The sequence below is a fragment of the Salinicola tamaricis genome (assembly GCF_003006155.1).
Taxonomy (GTDB): Bacteria; Pseudomonadota; Gammaproteobacteria; order Pseudomonadales; family Halomonadaceae; genus Salinicola; species Salinicola tamaricis.
Window position 1 is genome coordinate 1,663,137 of sequence record NZ_CP023559.1, and the last position, 19,278, is coordinate 1,682,414.

General features: G+C 67.6%; 18 protein-coding genes and 4 pseudogenes. 18 read left to right on the forward strand and 4 right to left on the reverse strand.

All coding sequences use genetic code 11. The features are described 5' to 3' along the window. Positions 1-106: 106 nt before the first annotated feature. Both recG and CN538_RS07695 read right to left on the reverse strand, forming a co-directional pair. Positions 107-2,189, reverse strand: a pseudogene (gene recG / locus CN538_RS07690) (ATP-dependent DNA helicase RecG). Then, positions 2,186-3,106, reverse strand: a complete 921-nt coding sequence (locus tag CN538_RS07695) for a hydrogen peroxide-inducible genes activator (RefSeq protein ID WP_035472832.1) — start codon at positions 3,104-3,106, stop codon at positions 2,186-2,188. The pseudogene recG and the gene CN538_RS07695 overlap by 4 nt, the downstream one beginning before the upstream one ends. Positions 3,107-3,264: 158 nt before the next feature. Here CN538_RS07695 and CN538_RS07700 point away from each other — a divergent pair, with 158 nt between their 5' ends. From CN538_RS07700 to phnP, 18 genes and pseudogenes are all read left to right on the forward strand, one after another. Continuing rightward, positions 3,265-4,143 carry an SDR family oxidoreductase gene (locus CN538_RS07700; RefSeq protein WP_106419059.1) on the forward strand — a complete coding sequence of 293 codons (879 nt, stop codon included), beginning with the start codon at positions 3,265-3,267 and terminating at the stop codon, positions 4,141-4,143. A gap of 290 nt (positions 4,144-4,433) precedes the next feature. Further along, a pseudogene (locus CN538_RS26090) lies at positions 4,434-4,823 on the forward strand (ATP-binding cassette domain-containing protein); the annotation flags it as partial. Positions 4,824-4,827: 4 nt separating this feature from the next. Next, on the forward strand, positions 4,828-5,277 hold the full coding sequence (locus tag CN538_RS24205; RefSeq protein WP_277985116.1) for an ATP-binding cassette domain-containing protein: 450 nt from the start codon (positions 4,828-4,830) through the stop codon (positions 5,275-5,277). A 49-nt stretch (positions 5,278-5,326) separates the two neighbouring features. Next, positions 5,327-5,704: a substrate-binding domain-containing protein gene (locus tag CN538_RS22340; protein ID WP_242495649.1), complete on the forward strand. Its 378-nt coding sequence runs from the start codon at positions 5,327-5,329 to the stop codon at positions 5,702-5,704. Further along, positions 5,620-6,357: a phosphate/phosphite/phosphonate ABC transporter substrate-binding protein gene (phnD, locus tag CN538_RS07710; protein ID WP_242495650.1), complete on the forward strand. Its 738-nt coding sequence runs from the start codon at positions 5,620-5,622 to the stop codon at positions 6,355-6,357. The genes CN538_RS22340 and phnD overlap by 85 nt, the downstream gene beginning before the upstream one ends. Before the next feature lie 241 nt (positions 6,358-6,598). Then, positions 6,599-7,393: a phosphonate ABC transporter, permease protein PhnE gene (gene phnE, locus CN538_RS07715; protein WP_106419061.1), complete on the forward strand. Its 795-nt coding sequence runs from the start codon at positions 6,599-6,601 to the stop codon at positions 7,391-7,393. Positions 7,394-7,586: 193 nt separating this feature from the next. Further along, positions 7,587-8,300 (forward strand): phosphonate metabolism transcriptional regulator PhnF, encoded by a 714-nt coding sequence (gene phnF, locus CN538_RS07720; protein WP_164999531.1) that lies wholly within the window; start codon positions 7,587-7,589, stop codon positions 8,298-8,300. Next, on the forward strand, positions 8,297-8,737 hold the full coding sequence (phnG, locus tag CN538_RS07725; protein WP_106419063.1) for a phosphonate C-P lyase system protein PhnG: 441 nt from the start codon (positions 8,297-8,299) through the stop codon (positions 8,735-8,737). Before phnF ends, phnG begins: the two co-directional genes overlap by 4 nt. Before the next feature lie 32 nt (positions 8,738-8,769). Further along, positions 8,770-9,414, forward strand: a complete 645-nt coding sequence (gene phnH, locus CN538_RS07730; RefSeq protein ID WP_106419064.1) for a phosphonate C-P lyase system protein PhnH — start codon at positions 8,770-8,772, stop codon at positions 9,412-9,414. Continuing rightward, positions 9,414-10,538 carry a carbon-phosphorus lyase complex subunit gene (locus tag CN538_RS07735; RefSeq protein ID WP_106419065.1) on the forward strand — a complete coding sequence of 375 codons (1,125 nt, stop codon included), beginning with the start codon at positions 9,414-9,416 and terminating at the stop codon, positions 10,536-10,538. Before phnH ends, CN538_RS07735 begins: the two co-directional genes overlap by 1 nt. A 1-nt stretch (position 10,539) precedes the next feature. Then, positions 10,540-11,373, forward strand: coding sequence for an alpha-D-ribose 1-methylphosphonate 5-phosphate C-P-lyase PhnJ (locus CN538_RS07740; RefSeq protein WP_106419066.1), 834 nt, complete (start codon positions 10,540-10,542; stop codon positions 11,371-11,373). Then, a complete protein-coding gene (locus CN538_RS07745; protein ID WP_242495651.1) occupies positions 11,370-12,026 on the forward strand; it encodes an ATP-binding cassette domain-containing protein in 657 nt (218 codons plus the stop codon). The genes CN538_RS07740 and CN538_RS07745 overlap by 4 nt, the downstream gene beginning before the upstream one ends. Further along, positions 12,023-12,178, forward strand: coding sequence for a hypothetical protein (locus CN538_RS22345; RefSeq protein WP_242495652.1), 156 nt, complete (start codon positions 12,023-12,025; stop codon positions 12,176-12,178). Before CN538_RS07745 ends, CN538_RS22345 begins: the two co-directional genes overlap by 4 nt. 109 nt (positions 12,179-12,287) lie before the next feature. After that, positions 12,288-12,485, forward strand: a pseudogene (locus CN538_RS22350) (ATP-binding cassette domain-containing protein); the annotation flags it as partial. Between the two features lie 140 nt (positions 12,486-12,625). Further along, positions 12,626-12,940, forward strand: a complete 315-nt coding sequence (locus CN538_RS24210) for an ATP-binding cassette domain-containing protein (protein ID WP_277985117.1) — start codon at positions 12,626-12,628, stop codon at positions 12,938-12,940. Next, positions 12,937-14,085 (forward strand): alpha-D-ribose 1-methylphosphonate 5-triphosphate diphosphatase, encoded by a 1,149-nt coding sequence (locus CN538_RS07755; protein WP_106419067.1) that lies wholly within the window; start codon positions 12,937-12,939, stop codon positions 14,083-14,085. The genes CN538_RS24210 and CN538_RS07755 overlap by 4 nt, the downstream gene beginning before the upstream one ends. Before the next feature lie 25 nt (positions 14,086-14,110). Further along, positions 14,111-14,662, forward strand: a complete 552-nt coding sequence (gene phnN / locus CN538_RS07760) for a ribose 1,5-bisphosphokinase (RefSeq protein WP_106419068.1) — start codon at positions 14,111-14,113, stop codon at positions 14,660-14,662. Next, on the forward strand, positions 14,659-15,414 hold the full coding sequence (gene phnP / locus CN538_RS07765) for a phosphonate metabolism protein PhnP (RefSeq protein WP_106419069.1): 756 nt from the start codon (positions 14,659-14,661) through the stop codon (positions 15,412-15,414). The genes phnN and phnP overlap by 4 nt, the downstream gene beginning before the upstream one ends. 8 nt (positions 15,415-15,422) lie before the next feature. On the opposite strand, the gene thpR is transcribed toward phnP, so the two are convergent. Then, the gene (thpR, locus tag CN538_RS07770) at positions 15,423-16,040 is read right to left on the reverse strand and encodes an RNA 2',3'-cyclic phosphodiesterase (protein WP_106420581.1); all 618 of its coding nucleotides are present in this window, start codon (positions 16,038-16,040) and stop codon (positions 15,423-15,425) included. 65 nt (positions 16,041-16,105) lie between these two features. Then, a pseudogene (locus CN538_RS07775) lies at positions 16,106-19,221 on the reverse strand (efflux RND transporter permease subunit); the annotation flags it as partial. Positions 19,222-19,278 lie beyond the last annotated feature (57 nt).

Genomic DNA, 19,278 nt, shown 5'->3' on the forward strand with positions numbered 1-19,278 from the left:
AGAGGGCTGCCGAGGGACCGCGCTGTCTGGAGAATCTGACGCATAACAGAGATTGGCCGGTAGTGACATGTATGGGAGCAGTATAACGAGCGCACGATGCTCTGACTTATACCTGCCCGTACCTGCCCGCCTCGTCGCCGAGCCAGCGCTGGATCAGCGCCGGGGCCACGTCAGGTGCCTCTTCGAGCAGTGCCGTCGCCAGCGCGGTGACGGTATCGAGCAGGTCGCGGTCGCGCTCCAGGTCGGCGATCTTCATCTGCGCCAGTCCGGTCTGGCGGGTGCCCAGTACTTCGCCGGGGCCGCGTAGTTCGAGGTCCTTTTCGGCGACCTTGAAGCCGTCGGTGGTGTCGCGCAGGATGCCCAGACGCTCGCGAGAGTGGTGCGACAGCGGCGGGTGGTAGAGCAGCACGCAGTAGCTGTCGACGCGCCCGCGGCCGACCCGGCCCCGCAGCTGATGCAGCTGGGAGAGCCCCAGGCGCTCCGGGTTCTCGATGATCATCAGGCTGGCATTGCATTGGGCACGTCGACCCCCACCTCGATCACCGTGGTCGCCACCAGCAGGTCGAGTTCGCCGCACTTGAAGGCGTCCATCACCTCGCCCTTCTCGGCGGCCTTCATGCGCCCGTGGACCAGCCCGATCTGGAGTGCCGGCAGCGCTTCGGTCAGGTGTCGCGGGTGACCTCGGCGGCCTGGCAGGTGAGCGCTTCCGACTCCTCGATCAGCGTGCAGACCCAGTAGGCCTGGCGACCCTCGGCGCAGGCGCTGCGGATGCGCTCGATCACCTCCGGCCGGCGCTCGTCGGGCACCGCCACGGTATGCACCGGGGTGCGCCCCGGCGGCAGTTCGTCGATCACCGAGAGATCGAGGTCGGCGTAAGCGCTCATTGCCAGGGTGCGCGGGATCGGCGTGGCGGTCATGATCAGCTGATGCGGGGTCAGGCCGCCGTTCTCGCCCTTCTGGCGCAGCGCCAGGCGCTGGTGGACGCCGAAGCGGTGCTGCTCGTCGATCACCGCCAGCCCCAGGCGCTGGAAGCTGACGTCGTCCTGGAACAGCGCATGGGTGCCCACCACCACCTGGGCGCGGCCATCGGCGATGGCCGCCTTGGTGTCGCCGCGCGCCTTGCCCTTGAGCTTGCCGGCGAGCCAGCCCACCTCGATGCCCAGCGGCTCGAGCCAGGTGCGGAACTGGCGGAAGTGCTGCTCGGCGAGAATCTCCGTCGGCGCCATCACCGCCGCCTGGCAGCCGCCGGCGACCGCGGCCAGCACCGCCATCGCGGCGACCACGGTCTTGCCCGAGCCGACGTCGCCCTGGACGAGACGCAGCATCGGCACCTCGCGCTCCAAGTCGCGCCCGATCTCGTCGAGCACGCGGCGCTGGGCCTGGGTCAGCGAGAACGGTAGCTGGATCAGAAAGCGCGCCTGCAGATGGCCGCTGCCGGCGAGCTTGGGGGCGCCGTCGGTCTGAATGCGCAGGCGCACCTGGCGCAGGCTCAACTGATGCGCCAGCAGCTCCTCCAGCGCCAGCCGGCGCTGGGCCGGATGGCGCCCGGCGGCGAGCACCTCCTGCGGGGCGTCCGGCGGCGGCTCGTGCAGATAGCGCAGCGCTTCGAGCAGGCCGGGCAGGCGAAAGCGCTGGCGCAGCGTCGCGGGGATCCACTCCGGCAGCGCGTCCGGCGCCTCTGCCAGGCGCTTCAGTGCCTGCTGGATCAGCGCCCGCAGGCGCGGCTGGGCGAGCCCCTCGGTGGCCGGGTAGATAGGTGTCAGGTGCTCGTCCACCGGCGGCGCTTCGCTCTGCACCAGACGATATTCGGGGTGGTAGATCTCGAGCCCGGTGCTACCGGCGCGGGCTTCGCCGAAGCAGCGCACCTGGACACCCTTGACGAACTGCTGCTGCTGGGCCGGCGAGAAGTGGAAGAAGCGCAGGCTGAGAATGCCCGAGCCATCCTTGAGCCGCACCAGCAGGCTGCGCCGGCGCCCGCGAATCACCTCGGCGGCGCTCACCTCACCCTCGACCACCGCCTCGGTGCCGGCGCGCAGGGTGCCGATCGGGGTGATCCGGGTACGATCCTGATAGCGCAGGGGCAGATGGAACAGCAGATCGGCGATCTGGACGATCCGCAGCCGAGCCAGCTTGAGCGCGAGCGCTTCGCCGACGCCGGCGAGTTCGGTGACCGGTGCGTCGAGGCTCATGCCGCCTCGACGTCGCTACCGTGAACCTGATCGATCGCCTGGATCAGCGCATCGATCGCGCGCGGCCGCGGGAAGCTGGCGCGCCAGGCCAGGGCCACGCTGCGGGTGGGGGCGTCACCCTTGAACGGCCGGCTCTCGAGCAGGCCCCCCTCGTAGTGGCTGGTGCCGATGGCCAGCTTGGGCAGCACCGTGATGCCGAGCCCCGAGGCGACCATGTGGCGGATCGTTTCGAGCGAGCCACCCTCGGCGATCAGGGTGTTCTCGGGGTTGTTGAGCTGGGCGCTGATCGCCGGGCACGCCTCGAGAATCTGATCGCGGAAGCAGTGGCCCTCGCCGAGCAGCAGCAGGCGCTCCTTGAGCAGATCCTCCTTGTCGATCGCGGCGCGCTCGGTCCACGGGTGGTCGGCCGGCAGCAGGATCTCGAATGGCTCCTGATACAGCGTCTTGGTGACCACGTCCGGCTCGTTGAACGGCAGTGCGACGAAGATCGCATCCAGCTCGCCGCTACGCAGCTTGCGCCGCAGCACGCCGGTGAAGCTCTCTTCGATGTACAACGGCATCTGCGGGGCGATGCGCGACAGCGCCGGAATCAGATGCGGGAACAGATAGGGGCCAATGGTGTAGATGGCGCCGATGCGCAGAGGGCTGATCAGCTGGTCCTTGCCCTCGCTGGCCATCTCCTTGATCAGCGTCGCCTGTTCCAGCACGCGGTGGGCCTGCTCGACGATACGCTCGCCCAGCGGGGTCACCTGGACGGTGGACTTGGAGCGCTCGAACAGCGCGATGCCCAGCTCCTCCTCGAGCTTCTTGACCGCCACCGACAGCGTCGGCTGCGAGACGAAGCAGCGCTCGGCAGCGCGACCGAAGTGACGCTCCTGCGCCAAGGTTACGATGTAACGGAGTTCTGTTAGAGTCATGAGGTGGGACCGAAAGGCTCCCTTTATTCGCAGAGAAGAGAATCATCGCAAAGGGCCGTAGACGTCACCCACGTCTGCGACCTGAGACCGTCTCTCGTGGTCATTCGTGTCTTCACGGATGTATTAACAAGGATGTTTTACCAAGAGGCCAGGGAAAGGTGAAGAAAACCACATTAATTCTAGGTTGCGGCGACATCGGCACCCAGCTCGGCAAGCAGCTGATCGCCGCCGGGCATCGCGTGATCGGCGCGCGGCGTAACGCCGGCGCGCTGGAAGGCACCGGCATCGAGCCGGTGGCGCTGGACGTCACCGACGACGCGGCCTTGGCCGCGCTGCCGGATGCCGATTTCGTGGTCTACGCGGTAACCGCCGACCGCTTCGAAGAGAGCGCCTACGCCGCGGCCTACCCGGAAGGGCTCAAGGCGGTGGTCGCCCAGTTCGCTCAGCGCGAGACGCCGCCCAAGCGGCTGTTCTTCGTCTCCTCGACCAGCGTCTACGCCCAGCAGGGCGGCGAGGAGGTCGACGAGACCTCGCCCACCGAGCCCAACGGCTTCTCCGGCACGCTGATGCGCGAAGCCGAGCAGGCGCTGCTCGACCACACGCTGCCAGGCACCGTGGTGCGTCTCTCCGGCATCTACGGCCCGGGCCGCGACCGCCTGATCCGCCAGGTGAAAGAGGGCCGGATCGCCGCCGCCAACCCGCCGATGTACTCCAACCGCATTCATCGCGACGACTGCGCCGGGGTGCTGGCGCATCTGATCGGGATGGCCGAGCGCGACGAGCCGCTGGAATCGATCTATCTTGCCAGCGACGGCGACTCGGCGCCGCTGCACGAGGTGATGGCGTGGATCGCCAAGCAGCTCAAGGTGGAAACGCCGGAGGTGATCCAGTCACCGCTGCGCCGGCGCTCGAGCAAACGCTGCAACAACGCCCGCCTGCGCGCCTCGGGCTACACCTTCCACTATCCCTCCTTCCGCGAAGGCTACGCAGATATCCTCAAGCAGGGCGGTTTTCTACCGGCCAAGGAGAAGGCATGAGGTGAGCGCGCAAGTTCGACGCGCGCGCCACCTGCCTGTGACGGTTCGACGACAAATCGATGTCGATCCGATGACGTAATTTCCCAACCTGCTGAAATCTCTCATAAAGCGCCTCCGGGCGCTTTTTTTGTGCCCCGCGCCAACCCCCGATCTGTCACCCCTTCTTAATTGTCTAGACGAATAAGCGTCACACGACGTCGCCAGACTGTGTTCAACACTTCGGGGCCAGGACTTCGGTGCCAGGGATTCGTGGTTCCGAATCATGGCCGACACTTTCCGGGGCGAATCGTATGACTGCCATCGTTAGCGTCGAACGGCTCGACAAATCCTTCGGCACCCATGCGGCGCTGCGCGAGATCGGTTTCGAGATCCACGCCGGCGAGCTGGTCACGCTGATCGGGCCGTCGGGGTCGGGCAAGTCGACCCTGCTGCGTCACCTCATCGGCCTGAGCCGCGCCGACCGCCAGTCGCACAGCCATGTCCGGGTGCTGGATCGCGACGTGCAGCGCGGTGGGCGCCTGCTCGGGGCCAGCCGCGAACAGCGCCGTCGCTGCGGCTACATCTTCCAGCAGTTCAACCTTGCCGGGCCGGTTGAGCGTCATGACCAACGTGCTGGTCGGCCACCTGGGCGCGATGCCGCGCTGGCGCGCCTGACCGGCCGCTTCACCCAGCAGGAGCGGGACAATGCGCTACGGGCTCTCGAGCGGGTCGGCATCGTCGGGTTGGCTCAGCGCGCGCCAACACGCTGTCGGGTGTCAGATGCAGCGCGTCGCCATCGCCCGGGCGCTGGTGCAGGAGGCGGAGGTGATCTTCGCCGACGAGCCGATCGCGTCTCTCGACCCGCGCAGTGCCCGCGAGGTGATGGAGATCCTGCAGCGCATCAATCGCGAAGATGGCCGCACCATCGTCGTCACCCTGCATCAGGTCGACGTCGCCCGTCGCTACTGTCGCCGGGCCATCGCCCTGAAGCAGGGGCGCCTCTACTACGACGGACCGATCGCCGGCCTCACCGACGCGCGCCTGCAGGCGCTGTATGAGCACGCCGGTCTCGACGAGCTCGAGTCCCGTCAGCCCGGTCACCGGATCGCGCCGCCGCTGCATGCGGTGGGCTGCCGGGCGGCGTACACGCCATGAACACATGCCATTACCACGCGTCCTCACCACGACACTCAAAGGAAACGCCATGATCGCCTCCCTGTTACGCCGCACGGCACTGCCGCTGATCGCCGGGCTCGGCCTGCTCGGCGCAACGCTCGCCGCGGGTTCCGCCCAGGCCGCCGACGAGCCGCTGCGCTTCGGCATCATTTCCACCGAGTCGAGCACCAACCAGGCGACCCAGTGGCAGCCGTTTCTGGATGACATGTCCGAGGCCCTGGCGTCAAGGTCGAGCCGTTCTTCGCCACCGACTACGCCGCGGTGTGATCCAGGCGATGCCTTCGACAAGATCGATCTGGCCTGGTACGGCAACAAGCGGCGATGGAAGCGGTCGATCGCGCCGGCGGCGAGATCTTCGCCCAGACCGTCGCCGCCAATGGGGCGCCGGGCTACTGGAGCCTGCTGATCGTCAATAAGGACAGCCCCTACAACAACGTTCAGGACATCCTCGCCAACGCCAGCAAGCTCACTTTCGGCAATGGCGACCCCAACTCCACCTCGGGCTATCTGGTGCCGGGTTACTACATCTTCGCCAAGAATCACGTCGACCCCAACACCGCGTTCAAGCGCACCCTGAACGCCAATCATGAGACCAATGCGCTGACCGTGGCCAACGGCCAGGTCGATGTCGCCACCTTCAATACCGAGAGCATGGAGCGCCTGGAAGTCACGCATCCCGACAAGGCCGCTCAGCTCAAGGTGATCTGGAAGTCACCGTTGATCCCGTCCGATCCGCTGGTCTGGCGCACCAATCTGCCACAGCAGACCAAGGACGAACTGCGCCAGTTCTTCCTCAACTACGGCGAAACCGCCGAGCAAAAGCAGGTTCTCGAGCCGCTGCAGTGGTCCGGCTTCGCCGCTTCCGACAACGATCAGCTGCTGCCGATCCGTCAGCTCGAGCTGTTCAAGCAGCGCGCCCAGGTCGCCGCCGACGACTCCCTCGATGCCGACGCCAAGCAGCAACAGCTGGCCGAACTCGACGCCCGTCTGGAATCGCTGAACCAGCGGCTGGAAGCCCGCGATAAGAAAGCCGACAGCACCACCGCGATGGTCGACTAGCGCATGTCTAAGGAAACGCTGAATAAATCGACGAGCGAGATGAAGTGCAAGGCGCATGGAACACAGAACACGAGACATAACATGGGGTTAGGCGAGTGTTCGAGTACCACGCAACGCAGCGATTCGCTGGCGCAGGCATTTATGCAGCGTTTCCCTAACGCTGGCGGCAGGGCGCGGACAGCGCCCTGCTGCCAACGCTAGCGCCACCCCGGCCTTCACCGATTTCGTCAGGACAACGCACATGCAAAGCGCCGCTTCCTTCGATATCCGCGCCCGCTCCGGCAAGCGCCGCTGGACCACGCTGCTGGGCTGGGCCATTGCCGTCATCGTGCTGGGCTGGGCCTGGCAGGGCGCCGAGATGGCGCCGAGCCTGCTGTTCCAGAACGCCGGCAACATGGCGACCCTGGCCGCCGACTTCGTGCCGCCCACCTTCGGCCGTCTCGACCACTACATCGATCAGATGCTGGTCACCATCCAGATCGCCATCTGGGGCACGCTGCTGGCGGTGCTATTCGCCATCCCCTTTGGCCTGCTCTCGTCGGACAACCTGGCGCCCTGGTGGATCAACCAGCCGGTGCGGCGGCTGATGGACGCCTGCCGTGCGATCAATGAACTGGTGTTCGCAATGCTGTTCGTGGTCGCCGTCGGGCTCGGCCCCTTCGCCGGCACCCTGGCGCTGTTCGTCCATACCACCGGGGTGCTCGCCAAGCTCTTCTCGGAAGCGGTGGAGGCCACCGACGCCGGGCCGATGGAGGGCATCCGCGTCACCGGTGCCGGGCGCCTGGAAGAGATCGTCTTCGGCCTGATCCCCCAGGTACTGCCGCTGTGGATCTCGGTCAGCCTCTATCGCTTCGAATCCAACATCCGCTCCGCCACCGTGCTCGGCATGGTCGGCGGCGGCGGTATCGGCGTCTCGCTATGGGAGACCATGCGCGGTTTCCAGTACACCGAGACCGCCACGATCATGCTGGTGATCATCGTCGCCGTGACGCTGCTGGACATGGTTTCGCAGCGTGTTCGCAAGCGCTTCATCTAGGCCATGACGAAAACTGCCTGCGCTCGCCCATACCGCGTTAAAAATCGGCTCAAAATGCTCATTTACACACACGTAAACTCCGCTTTTTCGCCAATTTTTGCCTTGTCTGGGCGTCGCTCGGCGACTTTTCGTAGACGGCCTGGAGGATATTCCAATCCAGGTTTGAGCGTATCCGATGATGTCTAGACAAGTTTTGACACTACCCCGCTACCGCGAACTGGCCGAGGTGCTGGTGCGCGAGGTCCGCGCCGACTATGCCCCGGGCGATCTGCTGCCGACCGAGGCGCAGCTCGCCGAGCGCTTCGCGGTCAACCGCCATACCGTGCGGCGCGCGCTGGACGAACTGGTCGCCGCCGGCATGGTGACCCGCCATCAGGGGCGTGGCACCCAGGTCGTCGATCGCCGGCTCGATTACGCCGTCAGCGCCGGCAGCAAGGTGACCCAGAACCTGGCCGGCCTCGGGCTGCCCTCGACGACCTGCTGTCTCGAACAGGGGCTGGTGACGCCCCCCGAGGCCATCGCCCAGCGCTTCGGGCGGCCGGCCAGCGAGCCGCTGCTGCGGGTCGATACCGTGCGCACCGTCGATGATGCCCCGCTGATGCGCCTGCGCCACTGGTTCGATCCCGCGCGGGTGCCGGGCTGGCTGGCGCGCTATCGCGGCGGTTCCACCCGCGCCCTGCTGACCCAGCACTACGGCCTGCAGCTGCATCGGCGACGGGTGCGCATCGACGCCGTCGGCGCCGATCGCGACGACACCCGCTGGCTGCAGTGTCCTCTCAACGCTCCGCTGCTGGTGATGACCAGCGACAACACCGACGCCGATGGCGTGCTGGTGGAAGTCTCCGTGGGGCGTGCGCGGGCCGATCGGCTCTCCTATCACATTGATTTCGATGAGGACGACACATGACTTGCACCTCCCGAGGCGCCCGCCAGCGGCTGCTGGCGCTCTCCTCCCGTCAGCACATCGAGGCTCGCTGGGGCTCGCTGGGCCGGCTGCCCGGCCATCGCTGCCTGCGCGGGCCGGAGACCGGCATGGCGATGCTCAAGGGGCGCATCGGCGCCACCGGCAACGCGTTCCACCTGGGTGAGATGACCCTGACCCGCGCCAGCGTGGCGCTCGATGACGGCACCGTCGGCCACGGCTGGGTGCGCGGTCGCGACCATCGCCACGCCGAACTGATCGCGCTGGCCGACGCCGTCGCCCAGCACGCGGCGTGGCAGGAAGCGCTCGAGACCCAGGTGCTGGCGCCGCTGGCCGACGAACTCGCCGCGCGCCAGCGCCGTGATGCCGCCACCGCTGCTGCCACCCGGGTCGATTTCTTCACGCTGGTCAGGGGGGAGTGACGATGGGGCAGAGACATAGGGAGCAAAGAGAGATGGAGACAAGAGAGAGGGTGGCGGGAGAGACGGGGAGTGCAGCCTGGCCCGGGCTGTCCGACCCCGCCCACGATAGCCAGCGCCTGTTTCGCCAGATTCTCGGCGCGATGTCCGAGCCAGGCACGCTCGAGACGCTGGCCGTGCCGGTACCGCCGAGTGACGCCCTGGGCGCCGCGCTGTGGGGCGTGGTGCTGACGCTTTGCGATCTCGAGACACGCGTGTGGATCGCAGCCGATCTCGACTCGCCGGCCCTGCGCCAGGCGCTGACCTTCCACACCGGGGCGCGCATCACCGACGACCCGGAGAGCGCCGATTTTGCGCTGCTGACCCACGAGTCTTTCGATCCACAGACGTCGTTTGCGCTGGGCAGCGACACTTACCCCGACCGCGGCACCACGCTGATGGTCGCCGTCGAGCGGCTGGCAAACGTCGGGCCCTCGATGCTCTCCGGGCCTGGCATTGAGACCACCCGCGCACTCGACATCGGCGATACCGCCGGCTGCCGGGCGTTGATGGATCGGCTGGCCGCCAACCGTGCCAGCTTCCCCCAGGGGCTGGACATGATCTTCGGCTGCGGCGCGCGGCTGGCGGCGGTACCACGCAGCACCCGCGTCACGCGTGCCGATGCCAAGGAGGTGAACTGATGTACGTTGCCGTCAAGGGAGGCGAGCAGGCGATCGCCAGAGCTCACCGCTGGCTGGCCGACCGCCGCCGGGGCGATCGCGAGCGTCCGGAACTCGAGGTTGCTCAGATCGGCGATCAGCTGCGCCTGGCCGTCGACCGGGTGATGAGCGAAGCCTCGCTCTACGACCCAGAACTCGCCGCGCTGGCGTTCAAGCAGGCCAGTGGCGATCTCACCGAGGCCGTGTTCCTGCTGCGCGCCTATCGCACCACGCTGCCGCGGCTGGCGGTCAGCGAGCCGCTCGACACCGCCGGCATGCGCATCGAGCGGCGTATCAGTGCCACCTACAAGGATGTTCCCGGCGGCCAGATTCTGGGCCCGACCTACGACTACACCCATCGGCTGCTCGACTTCCTGCAGCTGGCCGGCGCCGAGGTGCCGCCTGCCGAGACCCGGGATGACGTCACCGACGCCGAGCCCTGCCCGCAGATCCTCGAGCTGCTCAACGACGAGGGCCTGGTGGAGCAGGCGATCGACGACGGCAGCGAGCCCATGGATATCACCCGCGATCCGCCCGATTACCCGATGGACCGCGCCGCCCGGCTGCAGATGCTGGCTCGCGGCGACGAGGGCTACCTGCTGGCGCTGGGCTACTCCACCCAGCGCGGCTACGGCCGCAACCATCCGTTCGCCGGCGAGATTCGCCTGGGCCAGGTGGAAGTGGAGATCCACGTCGACGAGTGGGACGAGACGATCTGCGTCGGCGAGATCGCGCTGAGCGAGTGCCAGATGATCAACCAGTTCGGCGGTTCGCGCGAAGCCGCGCCGCAGTTCACCCGGGGCTATGGCCTCGCCTTCGGCCACAACGAGCGCAAGACCATGGCCATGGCGCTGGTCGATCGCGCCCTGCGCGCCGAGGAGCTGGGCGAGCCGATCAGTGGCCCGGCGCAGCAGGCGGAGTTCGTGCTGGCCCACGCCGACAGCGTCGACGCCTCCGGTTTCGTCTCCCACCTGAAGCTGCCGCACTACGTCGACTTCCAGTCCGAGCTCGATCTGCTCAGGCGGCTGCGTCGCGAACATGCCGCGCGCCAGGCCGAACTTGATAGTGCTCGCGATACGGCCAGCCCCCAACCGGAGGAGCGTTGATATGAACGGATACAACTTCGCTTATCTCGACGAGCAGACCAAACGCATGATCCGCCGCGCGCTGCTCAAAGCGGTGGCGATCCCCGGTTACCAGGTGCCGTTCGGCGGCCGCGAAATGCCGATGCCCTACGGCTGGGGCACTGGCGGTGTGCAGCTCACCGCCAGCATTCTCGGCGCCGACGACATTCTCAAGGTGATCGACCAGGGCGCCGACGACACCACCAATGCGGTCAGCATCCGCCACTTCTTCCAGCGCGTGGCCGGGGTCGAGACCACCACCGCGACCACGGCGGCGGATGTGATCCAGACCCGCCACCGGATTCCCGAAACCCCGCTGCGCGCCGGCCAGATTCTGGTGTTCCAGGTGCCAATCCCCGAGCCGCTGCGCTTCATCGAGCCCAGCGAGCAGGAGACCCGGCTGATGCACGCGCTGGAGGAGTACGGCGTGATGCACGTCAAGCTCTACGAGGACATCGCCCGCTACGGCCATATCGCGACTACCTACGCCTACCCGGTCAAGGTCGACGGGCGCTACGTCATGGATCCCTCGCCGATCCCCAAGTTCGACAACCCCAAGCTCGACGGCAATCCGGCGCTGATGTTGTTCGGCGCCGGGCGCGAGAAGCGGCTCTACGCGATTCCGCCGCATACCCGGGTCGAGAGTCTCGACTTCGAGGACCATCCGTTCGAGATCCAGCGCTGGGAGCACGCCTGCGCGCTGTGCGGCAGCGATCACAGCTATCTCGACGAAGTGATCACCGATGATCAGGGCGGGCGGATGTTCGTCTGCTCCGATACCGACTACTGCCAGAGCCGGCGGGGAGAGGTGGCATGAAGAAGCCGGTACTGGAACGCCCGGTCCTGCTGGATGTGCAGGGCATCACCCGACTCTACGGCCCGGCCAAGGGCTGCGAGGCGATCGATTTTCAACTCCACGCCGGCGAAGTGCTGGGCATCGTCGGCGAATCCGGTTCCGGCAAGTCGACCCTGCTGCGGGTACTCGCCGGCCTGGAAGCGCCGGATGCCGGACAGGTCGTGTACCGCCGTCAGGCGGATGACGCGGGGGGCGATGAAGCCGAGCTCGATCTCTACGCCATCGGCGAGGCGCGACGCGGCACTGCTGCGTTCTCGAGTGGGGGCTGGTGCATCAGAACCCCCGCGACGGCCTGCGCATGGGCGTGTCCGCCGGGGCCAACATCGGTGAACGGCTGTGGCCCAGGGCCAGCGCCATTACGGCCAGCTCCGCGCGCCACCGGGCAGGACTGGATGCGCCAGGTCGAACTCGACCCCGGGCGTATCGACGATGCCCCGCGGACCTTCTCCGGCGGCATGCAGCAGCGCTTGCAGATCGCCCGCACCCTGGTTACCCGGCCACGGCTGGTGTTCATGGACGAGCCCACCGGCGGGCTCGACGTCTCGGTACAGGCGCGGCTGCTCGACATGCTGCGCACGCTGGTACGTCAACTCGGCCTCTCGTGGTGCTGGTGACCCATGATCTCGCCGTGGCGCGCCTGCTCGCCCACCGGCTGATGGTGATGCGCCGCGGCCAGGTGGTCGAGACCGGCCTCACCGATCAGATTCTCGACGACCCGCAGCACGAATATACGCAGCTGCTGGTGTCTTCTGTCCTGACGCCTTGAGGAAGGAATTTCAATGCATTTCATGACGAACGCCCGACCTCGCCTCACGGTGAACGGGTTGCACAAGCAGTTCCTGCTTCACGGCCAGGGCGGGGTCGAGATCGACGTGATGCGCGATCTCGCGCTGACGCTGCAGGCCGGTGAATGTCTGGTGCTGGCCGGACGCAGCGGTATCGGCAAGAGCACGCTGTTGAAGATGCTCTACGGCGACTACCGCATCGATCAGGGCCGGATCCGGCTGCACTTCGACGATGGCGATCTCGATCTGGAAACTCTGCCGGCCTATGCCTGGCATGGCCTGCGCCGCGACGTGATCGGCTATGTCAGCCAGTTTCTGCGAGTGGTGCCGCGGGTCGCCGCCGTCGACGTGGTGATGGAGCCGCTGCTGCGGCGGCGCCGACGAAGCCGACTCGCGCCAGCGGGCCGAGACGCTGCTGGCCCGGCTCAATGCCCGAGCGGCTGTGGCGACTGCCCCCTGGGACCTTCTCCGGCGGCGAGCAGCAGCGGGTCAATATCGCCCGCGGCTTCATCGGCGAGCATCCGCTGCTGCTGCTCGACGAGCCCACCGCGTCGCTGGACGCCGCCAACCGTGACGTGGTGATCGCGCTGATCGGCGAGGCCAAGGCGCGCGGTACCGCCATACTCGGCATCTTTCACGACGAAGACGTGCGCGAGCGCGTCGCCGACCGCCTGCTGCCGCTGGATGGCAGCCTGGGCGGCTTGTCCAACGCCAGCCAGCCCTGCCGGGAGAGCCTGTCATGAGTGCACGGGAACAGATTCTGACCCACGCCACACTGGTGCTCGACGACGAGACGATCGACGGCACCCTGGTGATCCGCGACGGCCGGATCGCCGCGGTCGATCACGGTGCCAGCCAGATCGCAGGCGCCATCGACTGCGAGGGCGACATCCTGCTGCCGGGGCTGGTCGAGCTGCACACCGACAACATGGAGAAGTATTTCCAGCCACGGCCCAAGGTCGAGTGGCCGGGGCTCCAGGCCGCGCTGGCCCATGACGCCCAGATGGCGGCCAGCGGCATCACCACGGTCTTCGACGCGGTCTCGGTGGGCGACGTCGACGAGCAGAGCATGCGTCACGGCTCGCTCGACGATATGTGCCAGGCCCTGGCGCGGATCGCCCACGAGGGTCTGGCGCGGGTCGATCATCGTCTCCATCTGCGCTGCGAGGTGAGCCACCCCAACACGCTGGCGCGCTTCCACGAGCTGTCGTCATCGCCGCTGCTGGGGCTGGTGTCGCTGATGGATCACGCTCCCGGCCAGCGTCAGTTCGCTAGCCTCGAGGCCTATCGCATCTATTATCAGGGCAAGTACAAGCTCGATGACGCGGCGATGGACGCCTTCATGGCGTCCCAGATCGACAACAGTCAGCGCTACAGCGCCGAGCATCGTCGCGCCATTGCGGCGATCTGTCGCGAGCGCGGGCTGGCGATCGCCAGCCATGACGACGCCAGCGTCGAGCACGTCGCCGAAAGCGCCGATTACGGCACCCGGGTGGCGGAGTTCCCCACCACCCTCGAGGCGGCCGAGGCCTCTCACCGGGCCGGCATGGCGGTGATGATGGGCGCGCCCAACGTGGTCCGTGGCGGCTCCCACTCCGGCAATATCGCCGCCGCCGCGCTGGTCGAACTGGGCGTGCTGGATATCCTGTCGTCGGATTACTATCCGGCGGCGCTGCTCGATGCGGTGTTCAAGGTGGCGGCGATGGAGAACGGCTACGCCTTGCCCCATGCGGTCGCCACGGCGACGCGCATTCCGGCTGAGGCGGTCGGTCTGGCCGACCGCGGCCGTCTGGCGCCGGGGCTGCGTGCCGATCTGCTGCGGGTACGCGTGATCGACGGGCATCCGGTGATGCAGAGAGTTTGGTCTGCGGGCCAGCAGGTGCATTGATGGCGTATTTTCCGAGAGGTCCGAGATGTCGCGTCTGATCTACGTCATGGGCGCCAGCGGGGTCGGCAAGGACAGCCTGCTGCGCGAACTGCGTCAGCGCCGCCCGGATCTGCTGGTGGCGCATCGCTATATCACCCGGGCCAGCGGTAGTGGCGAGAACTGTGTCGAGCTGAGCGCCGCCGAGTTCGCCTGGCGCCGGGCGCAGGGGCTGTTCTGCCTCGCATGGTGCGCCCACGGGCTCGACTACGGCGTCGGCATCGAGATCGAGTCCTGGCTGGCGGCGGGGCACACGGTGGTGCTCAACGGCAGCCGCCGCGCGCTGGCGTCCGCGCGGGCGCGCTTCGGTGAGTCGTTGGTGCCCCTGCTGGTGGTGGCGGATGCCGAGGTGCTGCGCCAGCGTCTGCTTGCGCGTGGGCGCGAGACGCCGGCCGAGATCGAGGCGCGGCTGGCGCGGGGCGGCGACGAGGAGACCCTGGGCGACATCCCGCGGCTCGACAACGGCGGCGAACTGGCACAGAGCATCAAGGCGCTCGAAGCCTTCGTCGATGCGTCGCCCGCGACGGCATCGCCGCCATGAAGCTGCGTTTCGCCGGCACCGGCGACAGCGCCCAGGTGCCCTGTTTCGGCTGTGACTGCCCGGCGTGTCAGCGGGCGCGGCTGCTGAACGGCCACCGCCGCGGGCCATGCGCCGGCGAGATCGAACTGGATGGCGAGCTGATCCTGATCGACGCCGGCCGCATGGATCTGGCCGCGCGCTGCGAGCGTCAGCGCCCGGCCGCGATCCTGCTGACCCACTACCATGCCGACCACGTCCAGGGGCTTCTGCACCTGCGCTGGGGGCAGGGTGAGCCGATTCCGGTGTATGGCCCCAAGGATGCTCAGGGCTGTGCCGACCTGCACAAGAACCCCGGCATTCTCGACTTCCGCCCCGGTCTCAAGCCGTTTCGACCGCTCACCCTCGGCGGTCTCACGCTGACGCCGCTGCCGCTCAACCACAGTAAGCCGACGCTGGGCTACGCGATCGACGACGGCGTCAGTCGCCTGGCCTGGCTGTGCGACACCGTCGGCCTGCCCGGGGCTACCGAACGCTTTCTGAGCGAATGGCAGCCCCACGGCGTGGTGATCGACGCGACCCATCCGGATTCCTCTGACACGCCGCGTAACCACAACAATCTCACCATGGCACTGGAGATCATCGAGCGTCTGGGCCCTTCCCGCGCCTGGCTGACACACATCAGTCACGAACTGGACGCCTACTGGCTGGCTGCGCCTCCGATGCTGCCCGAGGGCGTCGAGGTTGCCTGTGACAGTCAGGAGATTCGGTGCTGACCCCGGGGTCAAGCAGTGCCGTGGCTGCAAGCCAGGGTGCGATAGCGCGAGCCGCCCTCGCCGAGCTGCGATTCCACCAGCGCGAGATGGTCGAAGCGCCAGCGCAGCGGGGCAGGCAGGCGTGAATCCGGGGCCGCGCGGTCGGCCCGGCGAACCAGGCTGACATGCGGGGTGAAGTCACGCTGTGGCGCGGTGAAACCGTGACGGGCGAGTGCCTGCCAGAGCTCGGCATGGAGTGCCAGCAATGCAGGGTCTGGCGTCTGGCTGCCGGCCCAGACGATGCGCGGCTGAGGGAAATGGCCGAGCCGATCCAGCGTCCACTCGCCCTGCGGCGCCGGCCACGCCCGGGTCAGCTCGAGCAGCGCCGCCAGCCGCGAGGCGTCGACACTGCCCAGAAACGCCAGCGTGATATGCATGTTCTGCGCCGGTAGCGGGTAGCCGCCGCAGTGGGGTGCCAGGCGTTCGGCCTCGGCGGCCAGCGCCCGACGACTGGCGTCGTCGGGCCACAGGGCGAAGAAGAGTCGGCGAGGAAGGGTCACGATGGCGGCTCCCGATGGCGTTGCCCGCAGGGTGGCGCATCGTTCCTCTCGTTGCCAACGGTTTCCCGGTATGCGCGTGGATCCCACTCAGGCGGGGCCGTCGTGGGGCCGAGGCTCCTCGCCTTCCATCGTGGAGCCGTGATCCTGGCGCAGCGGCCGGCCAGCTTGCGCAGCGCGACGTAGAAACCGGCGTCAGCAGCAGGCCGAACAGGGTCACCCCGAGCATGCCGGCGAACACCGCGACCCCCAGCGCCTGGCGCACCTCGGCGCCCGCGCCGTGGCCCAGCGCCAGCGGTATCACCGCCGCGGTGAAGGTGATCGAGGTCATGACGATCGGGCGCAGGCGCAGCCGGCAGGCCTCCAGCGCCGCGGCCACGGTCTCGCGCCCCTCGAGCTCCAGCTCGCGGGCGAACTCGACGATCAGGATCGCGTTCTTGCACGCCAGCCCGATCAGCACCACCAGCCCCACCTGGACGAAGATATTGGTATCGCCGCCCACCAGGCGCACCCCGATCAGCGCCGAGAGCACGCACATCGGCACGATCAGGATCACCGCCAGTGGCAGGGTCCAGCTCTCGTAGAGCGCGGCCAGCACCAGGAACACCAGCATCACCGCCAGCGGGAACACGATCAGCGCCGCGTTGCCCTGGGTCGCCTGTTGATAGCTGAGATCGGTCCACTCGAAGTCGATCCCCGCCGGCAGTACCTGGGCGCCGATCCGGGTCAGCTCGGCCATCGCCTGGGGCGAGGAGAGCACCCGCGGATCGGCCTCGCCGGCGAGATCGGCGGCAGGATAGCCGTTGAAGCGCAGCACCGGGTCGGGGCCGAAGGTCTGGTGGACCTTTATCATCGAGCCGATCGGCACCATCTCGCCCTGGGCGTTACGCGTGCGCAGGCGAGCGATGTCCTCGACGCTGTCGCGGTAGGGGGCGTCGGCCTGGGCAATGACCTGCCAGGTGCGGCCGAACTGGTTGAAATCGTTGACGTAGGTCGAGCCCAGATAGGTCTGCAGGGTATCGAAGAGATCGGCCACCGCCACCCCCTGCGACTTGGCCTTCAAGCGGTCGACGTCGGCATCGAGCTGGGGCACGTTGGCCTGATAGCTGGTGATCGGATAGGACATCCCCGGGGTCTGCATCACCGCGCCCTGGAAGGCGTTGACCGCTTCCTGCAGCGGGCCGTAGCCGAGGCCGCCGCGATCCTCGAGGAACAGCTGATAGCCGGAGCCGTTGCCGAGTCCCAGGATCGGCGGCGGCATGAACGAGAAGGCGATGCCATCCTTGAGCGCGGCGAGCTTGCCGGCGAGCTCGGCATTGATCTGTGCCGCCGTGCGGGTGCGCTCGGCGAAGGGTGTCAGGGTCAGAAACGCCAGCCCGGTGTTGGAGGTGTTGGTGAACTGCAGCGCGTTGAGCCCCGGGAACGAGATCGCGTGCTCGACGCCATCGGTGTGCATGGCGATATCCACCACCTGACGCAGCAGAGCGTCGGTGCGTTCGAGGGAGGCGCCCTCGGGCAGCTTGACGCCGGCGATCAGGTACATCTTGTCCTGCACCGGAATGAACCCGGGCGGCACCGTCTTGAACAGATAGCCGGTGGCCCCGAGCAGGATCAGGTAGATCACGAACACCGCGCCGCGGCGTTTCAGGCTGTGCGACACCACGCCCCGATAGCGCTCGGAGCCGGCGTTGAAGAGCCGATTGAAGGGCCGGAACAGCCAGCCGAACAGGGCGTCGATCACCCGCGTCAGGCGATCCTTCGGCGCATCGTGGGGCCTGAGCAGCATTGCCGCCAGGGCTGGCGACAGCGTCAGCGAGTTGACCGTCGAGATGACCGTGGAGATGGCGATGGTCACCGCGAACTGACGATAGAACTGGCCGGTCACCCCGGAGAGAAAGGCCATCGGCACGAACACCGCGCACAGCACCAAGCCAATGGCCACGATCGGCCCTGAGACCTCGCGCATCGCCTGATGCGCCGCGGCGCGTGGCGCCAGCCCCTGCTCGATGTTGCGCTCCACGTTCTCCACCACCACGATGGCGTCATCGACGACGATACCGATCGCCAGCACCAGCCCGAACAGGGTCAGGGTGTTGATCGAGTAGCCGAGCAGCAGCAGCACCGCGAAGGTGCCCACCACCGAGACCGGCACCGCCAGCAGCGGGATCAGCGACGCGCGCCAGGTCTGCAGGAACAGCGTCACCACCAGCACCACCAGCAGCACCGCCTCCAGCAGGGTCTGGATAACCGCGTGGATCGAGTCGGTGACGAACAGCGTGGTGTCGTAGACGCTGCGGTACTCGAGTCCGGCGGGGAACTGGGCCGCCAGTTCGTCCATGGTGTGGATCACCTGGTCGCGAATCTCCAGCGCGTTGGCCCCGGGTGACTGGAAGATACCGATCGCCACGGCGTCCTTGCCGTCCAGGCGGGCGCGCAGGGTGTAGTCGCCGGCGCCGAGCTGCAGCCGGGCGACATCCTTGAGCCGCAGGATGTCGCCGTCGGCGCCGGTCTTGAGCACGATATCGCCGAACTCCGCCTCGCTGGTCAGGCGCCCCTTGGCGTTGATCAGGGTCAGGAAGTCGCTGTCCGGCATCGGCTCGCCGCCGATCTGCCCGGCGGAGACCTGCACGTTCTGGTCGCGAATCGCCGCCACCACATCGCCGGCGGTGAGGCCGTGGGCGGCAACCCGGTCCGGGTCGAGCCATACGCGCATGGCGTAGTCGCCGCCGCCGAACAGCTGCGCCTCGCCCACGCCGGGGATGCGCGCCAGCTGGTCGCGCACGTGCAGGCGGGCGTAGTTGCGCAGGTAGAGGGTGTCGTAGCGGTCGTCCGGCGAGACCAGATGCACCACCATCAGAAAAGTCGGTGACTGCTTCTGGGTGGTCACGCCCTGGCGGCGCACCGCCTCGGGCAGGCGTGCCAAAGCCTGGCTGACCCGGTTCTGTACCCGCACCGTGGCCTGTTCGGCGTCGGTGCCGGGGCGGAAAGTGACGGTCATCTGCAGCACCCCGTCGGAACCGGCGACGGACTTGTAGTACATCATCCCCTCGACGCCGGTGATCGCCTCCTCGAGCGGTGCGGCGACGGTGTCGGCGATCTCCTTGGGGTTGGCGCCGGGGTAGACCGTGCGCACCAGCACCGAGGGCGGCACCACCTCTGGATACTCGCCGATCGGCAGGTTGGGGATCGAGATCGCGCCGAGCGCGAACATGACGATCGACAGCACCGCGGCGAAGATCGGGCGGTCGACGAAGAAACGCGAAACATTCATGCCTTGGGGGCTCCTGCGCGGCGGATGCGATGCCCGCCGCTTGTCGTCGTTCCCGTG

Bases quoted from the DNA above. Each gene is read 5' to 3' on its own strand.
- CN538_RS07695 (WP_035472832.1), bottom strand. From the start codon at position 3,106: ATGACTCTAACAGAACTCCGTTACATCGTAACCTTGGCGCAGGAGCGT.
- CN538_RS24205 (WP_277985116.1), top strand. From the start codon at position 4,828: ATGCGCTACGGGCTCTCGAGCGGGTCGGCATCGTCGGGTTGGCTCAGC.
- CN538_RS22340 (WP_242495649.1), top strand. From the start codon at position 5,327: ATGATCGCCTCCCTGTTACGCCGCACGGCACTGCCGCTGATCGCCGGG.
- phnD (WP_242495650.1), top strand. From the start codon at position 5,620: ATGGAAGCGGTCGATCGCGCCGGCGGCGAGATCTTCGCCCAGACCGTC.
- phnE (WP_106419061.1), top strand. From the start codon at position 6,599: ATGCAAAGCGCCGCTTCCTTCGATATCCGCGCCCGCTCCGGCAAGCGC.
- phnG (WP_106419063.1), top strand. From the start codon at position 8,297: ATGACTTGCACCTCCCGAGGCGCCCGCCAGCGGCTGCTGGCGCTCTCC.
- phnH (WP_106419064.1), top strand. From the start codon at position 8,770: ATGGAGACAAGAGAGAGGGTGGCGGGAGAGACGGGGAGTGCAGCCTGG.
- CN538_RS07735 (WP_106419065.1), top strand. From the start codon at position 9,414: ATGTACGTTGCCGTCAAGGGAGGCGAGCAGGCGATCGCCAGAGCTCAC.
- CN538_RS07740 (WP_106419066.1), top strand. From the start codon at position 10,540: ATGAACGGATACAACTTCGCTTATCTCGACGAGCAGACCAAACGCATG.
- CN538_RS07745 (WP_242495651.1), top strand. From the start codon at position 11,370: ATGAAGAAGCCGGTACTGGAACGCCCGGTCCTGCTGGATGTGCAGGGC.
- CN538_RS24210 (WP_277985117.1), top strand. From the start codon at position 12,626: ATGCCCGAGCGGCTGTGGCGACTGCCCCCTGGGACCTTCTCCGGCGGC.
- CN538_RS07755 (WP_106419067.1), top strand. From the start codon at position 12,937: ATGAGTGCACGGGAACAGATTCTGACCCACGCCACACTGGTGCTCGAC.
- phnN (WP_106419068.1), top strand. From the start codon at position 14,111: ATGTCGCGTCTGATCTACGTCATGGGCGCCAGCGGGGTCGGCAAGGAC.
- phnP (WP_106419069.1), top strand. From the start codon at position 14,659: ATGAAGCTGCGTTTCGCCGGCACCGGCGACAGCGCCCAGGTGCCCTGT.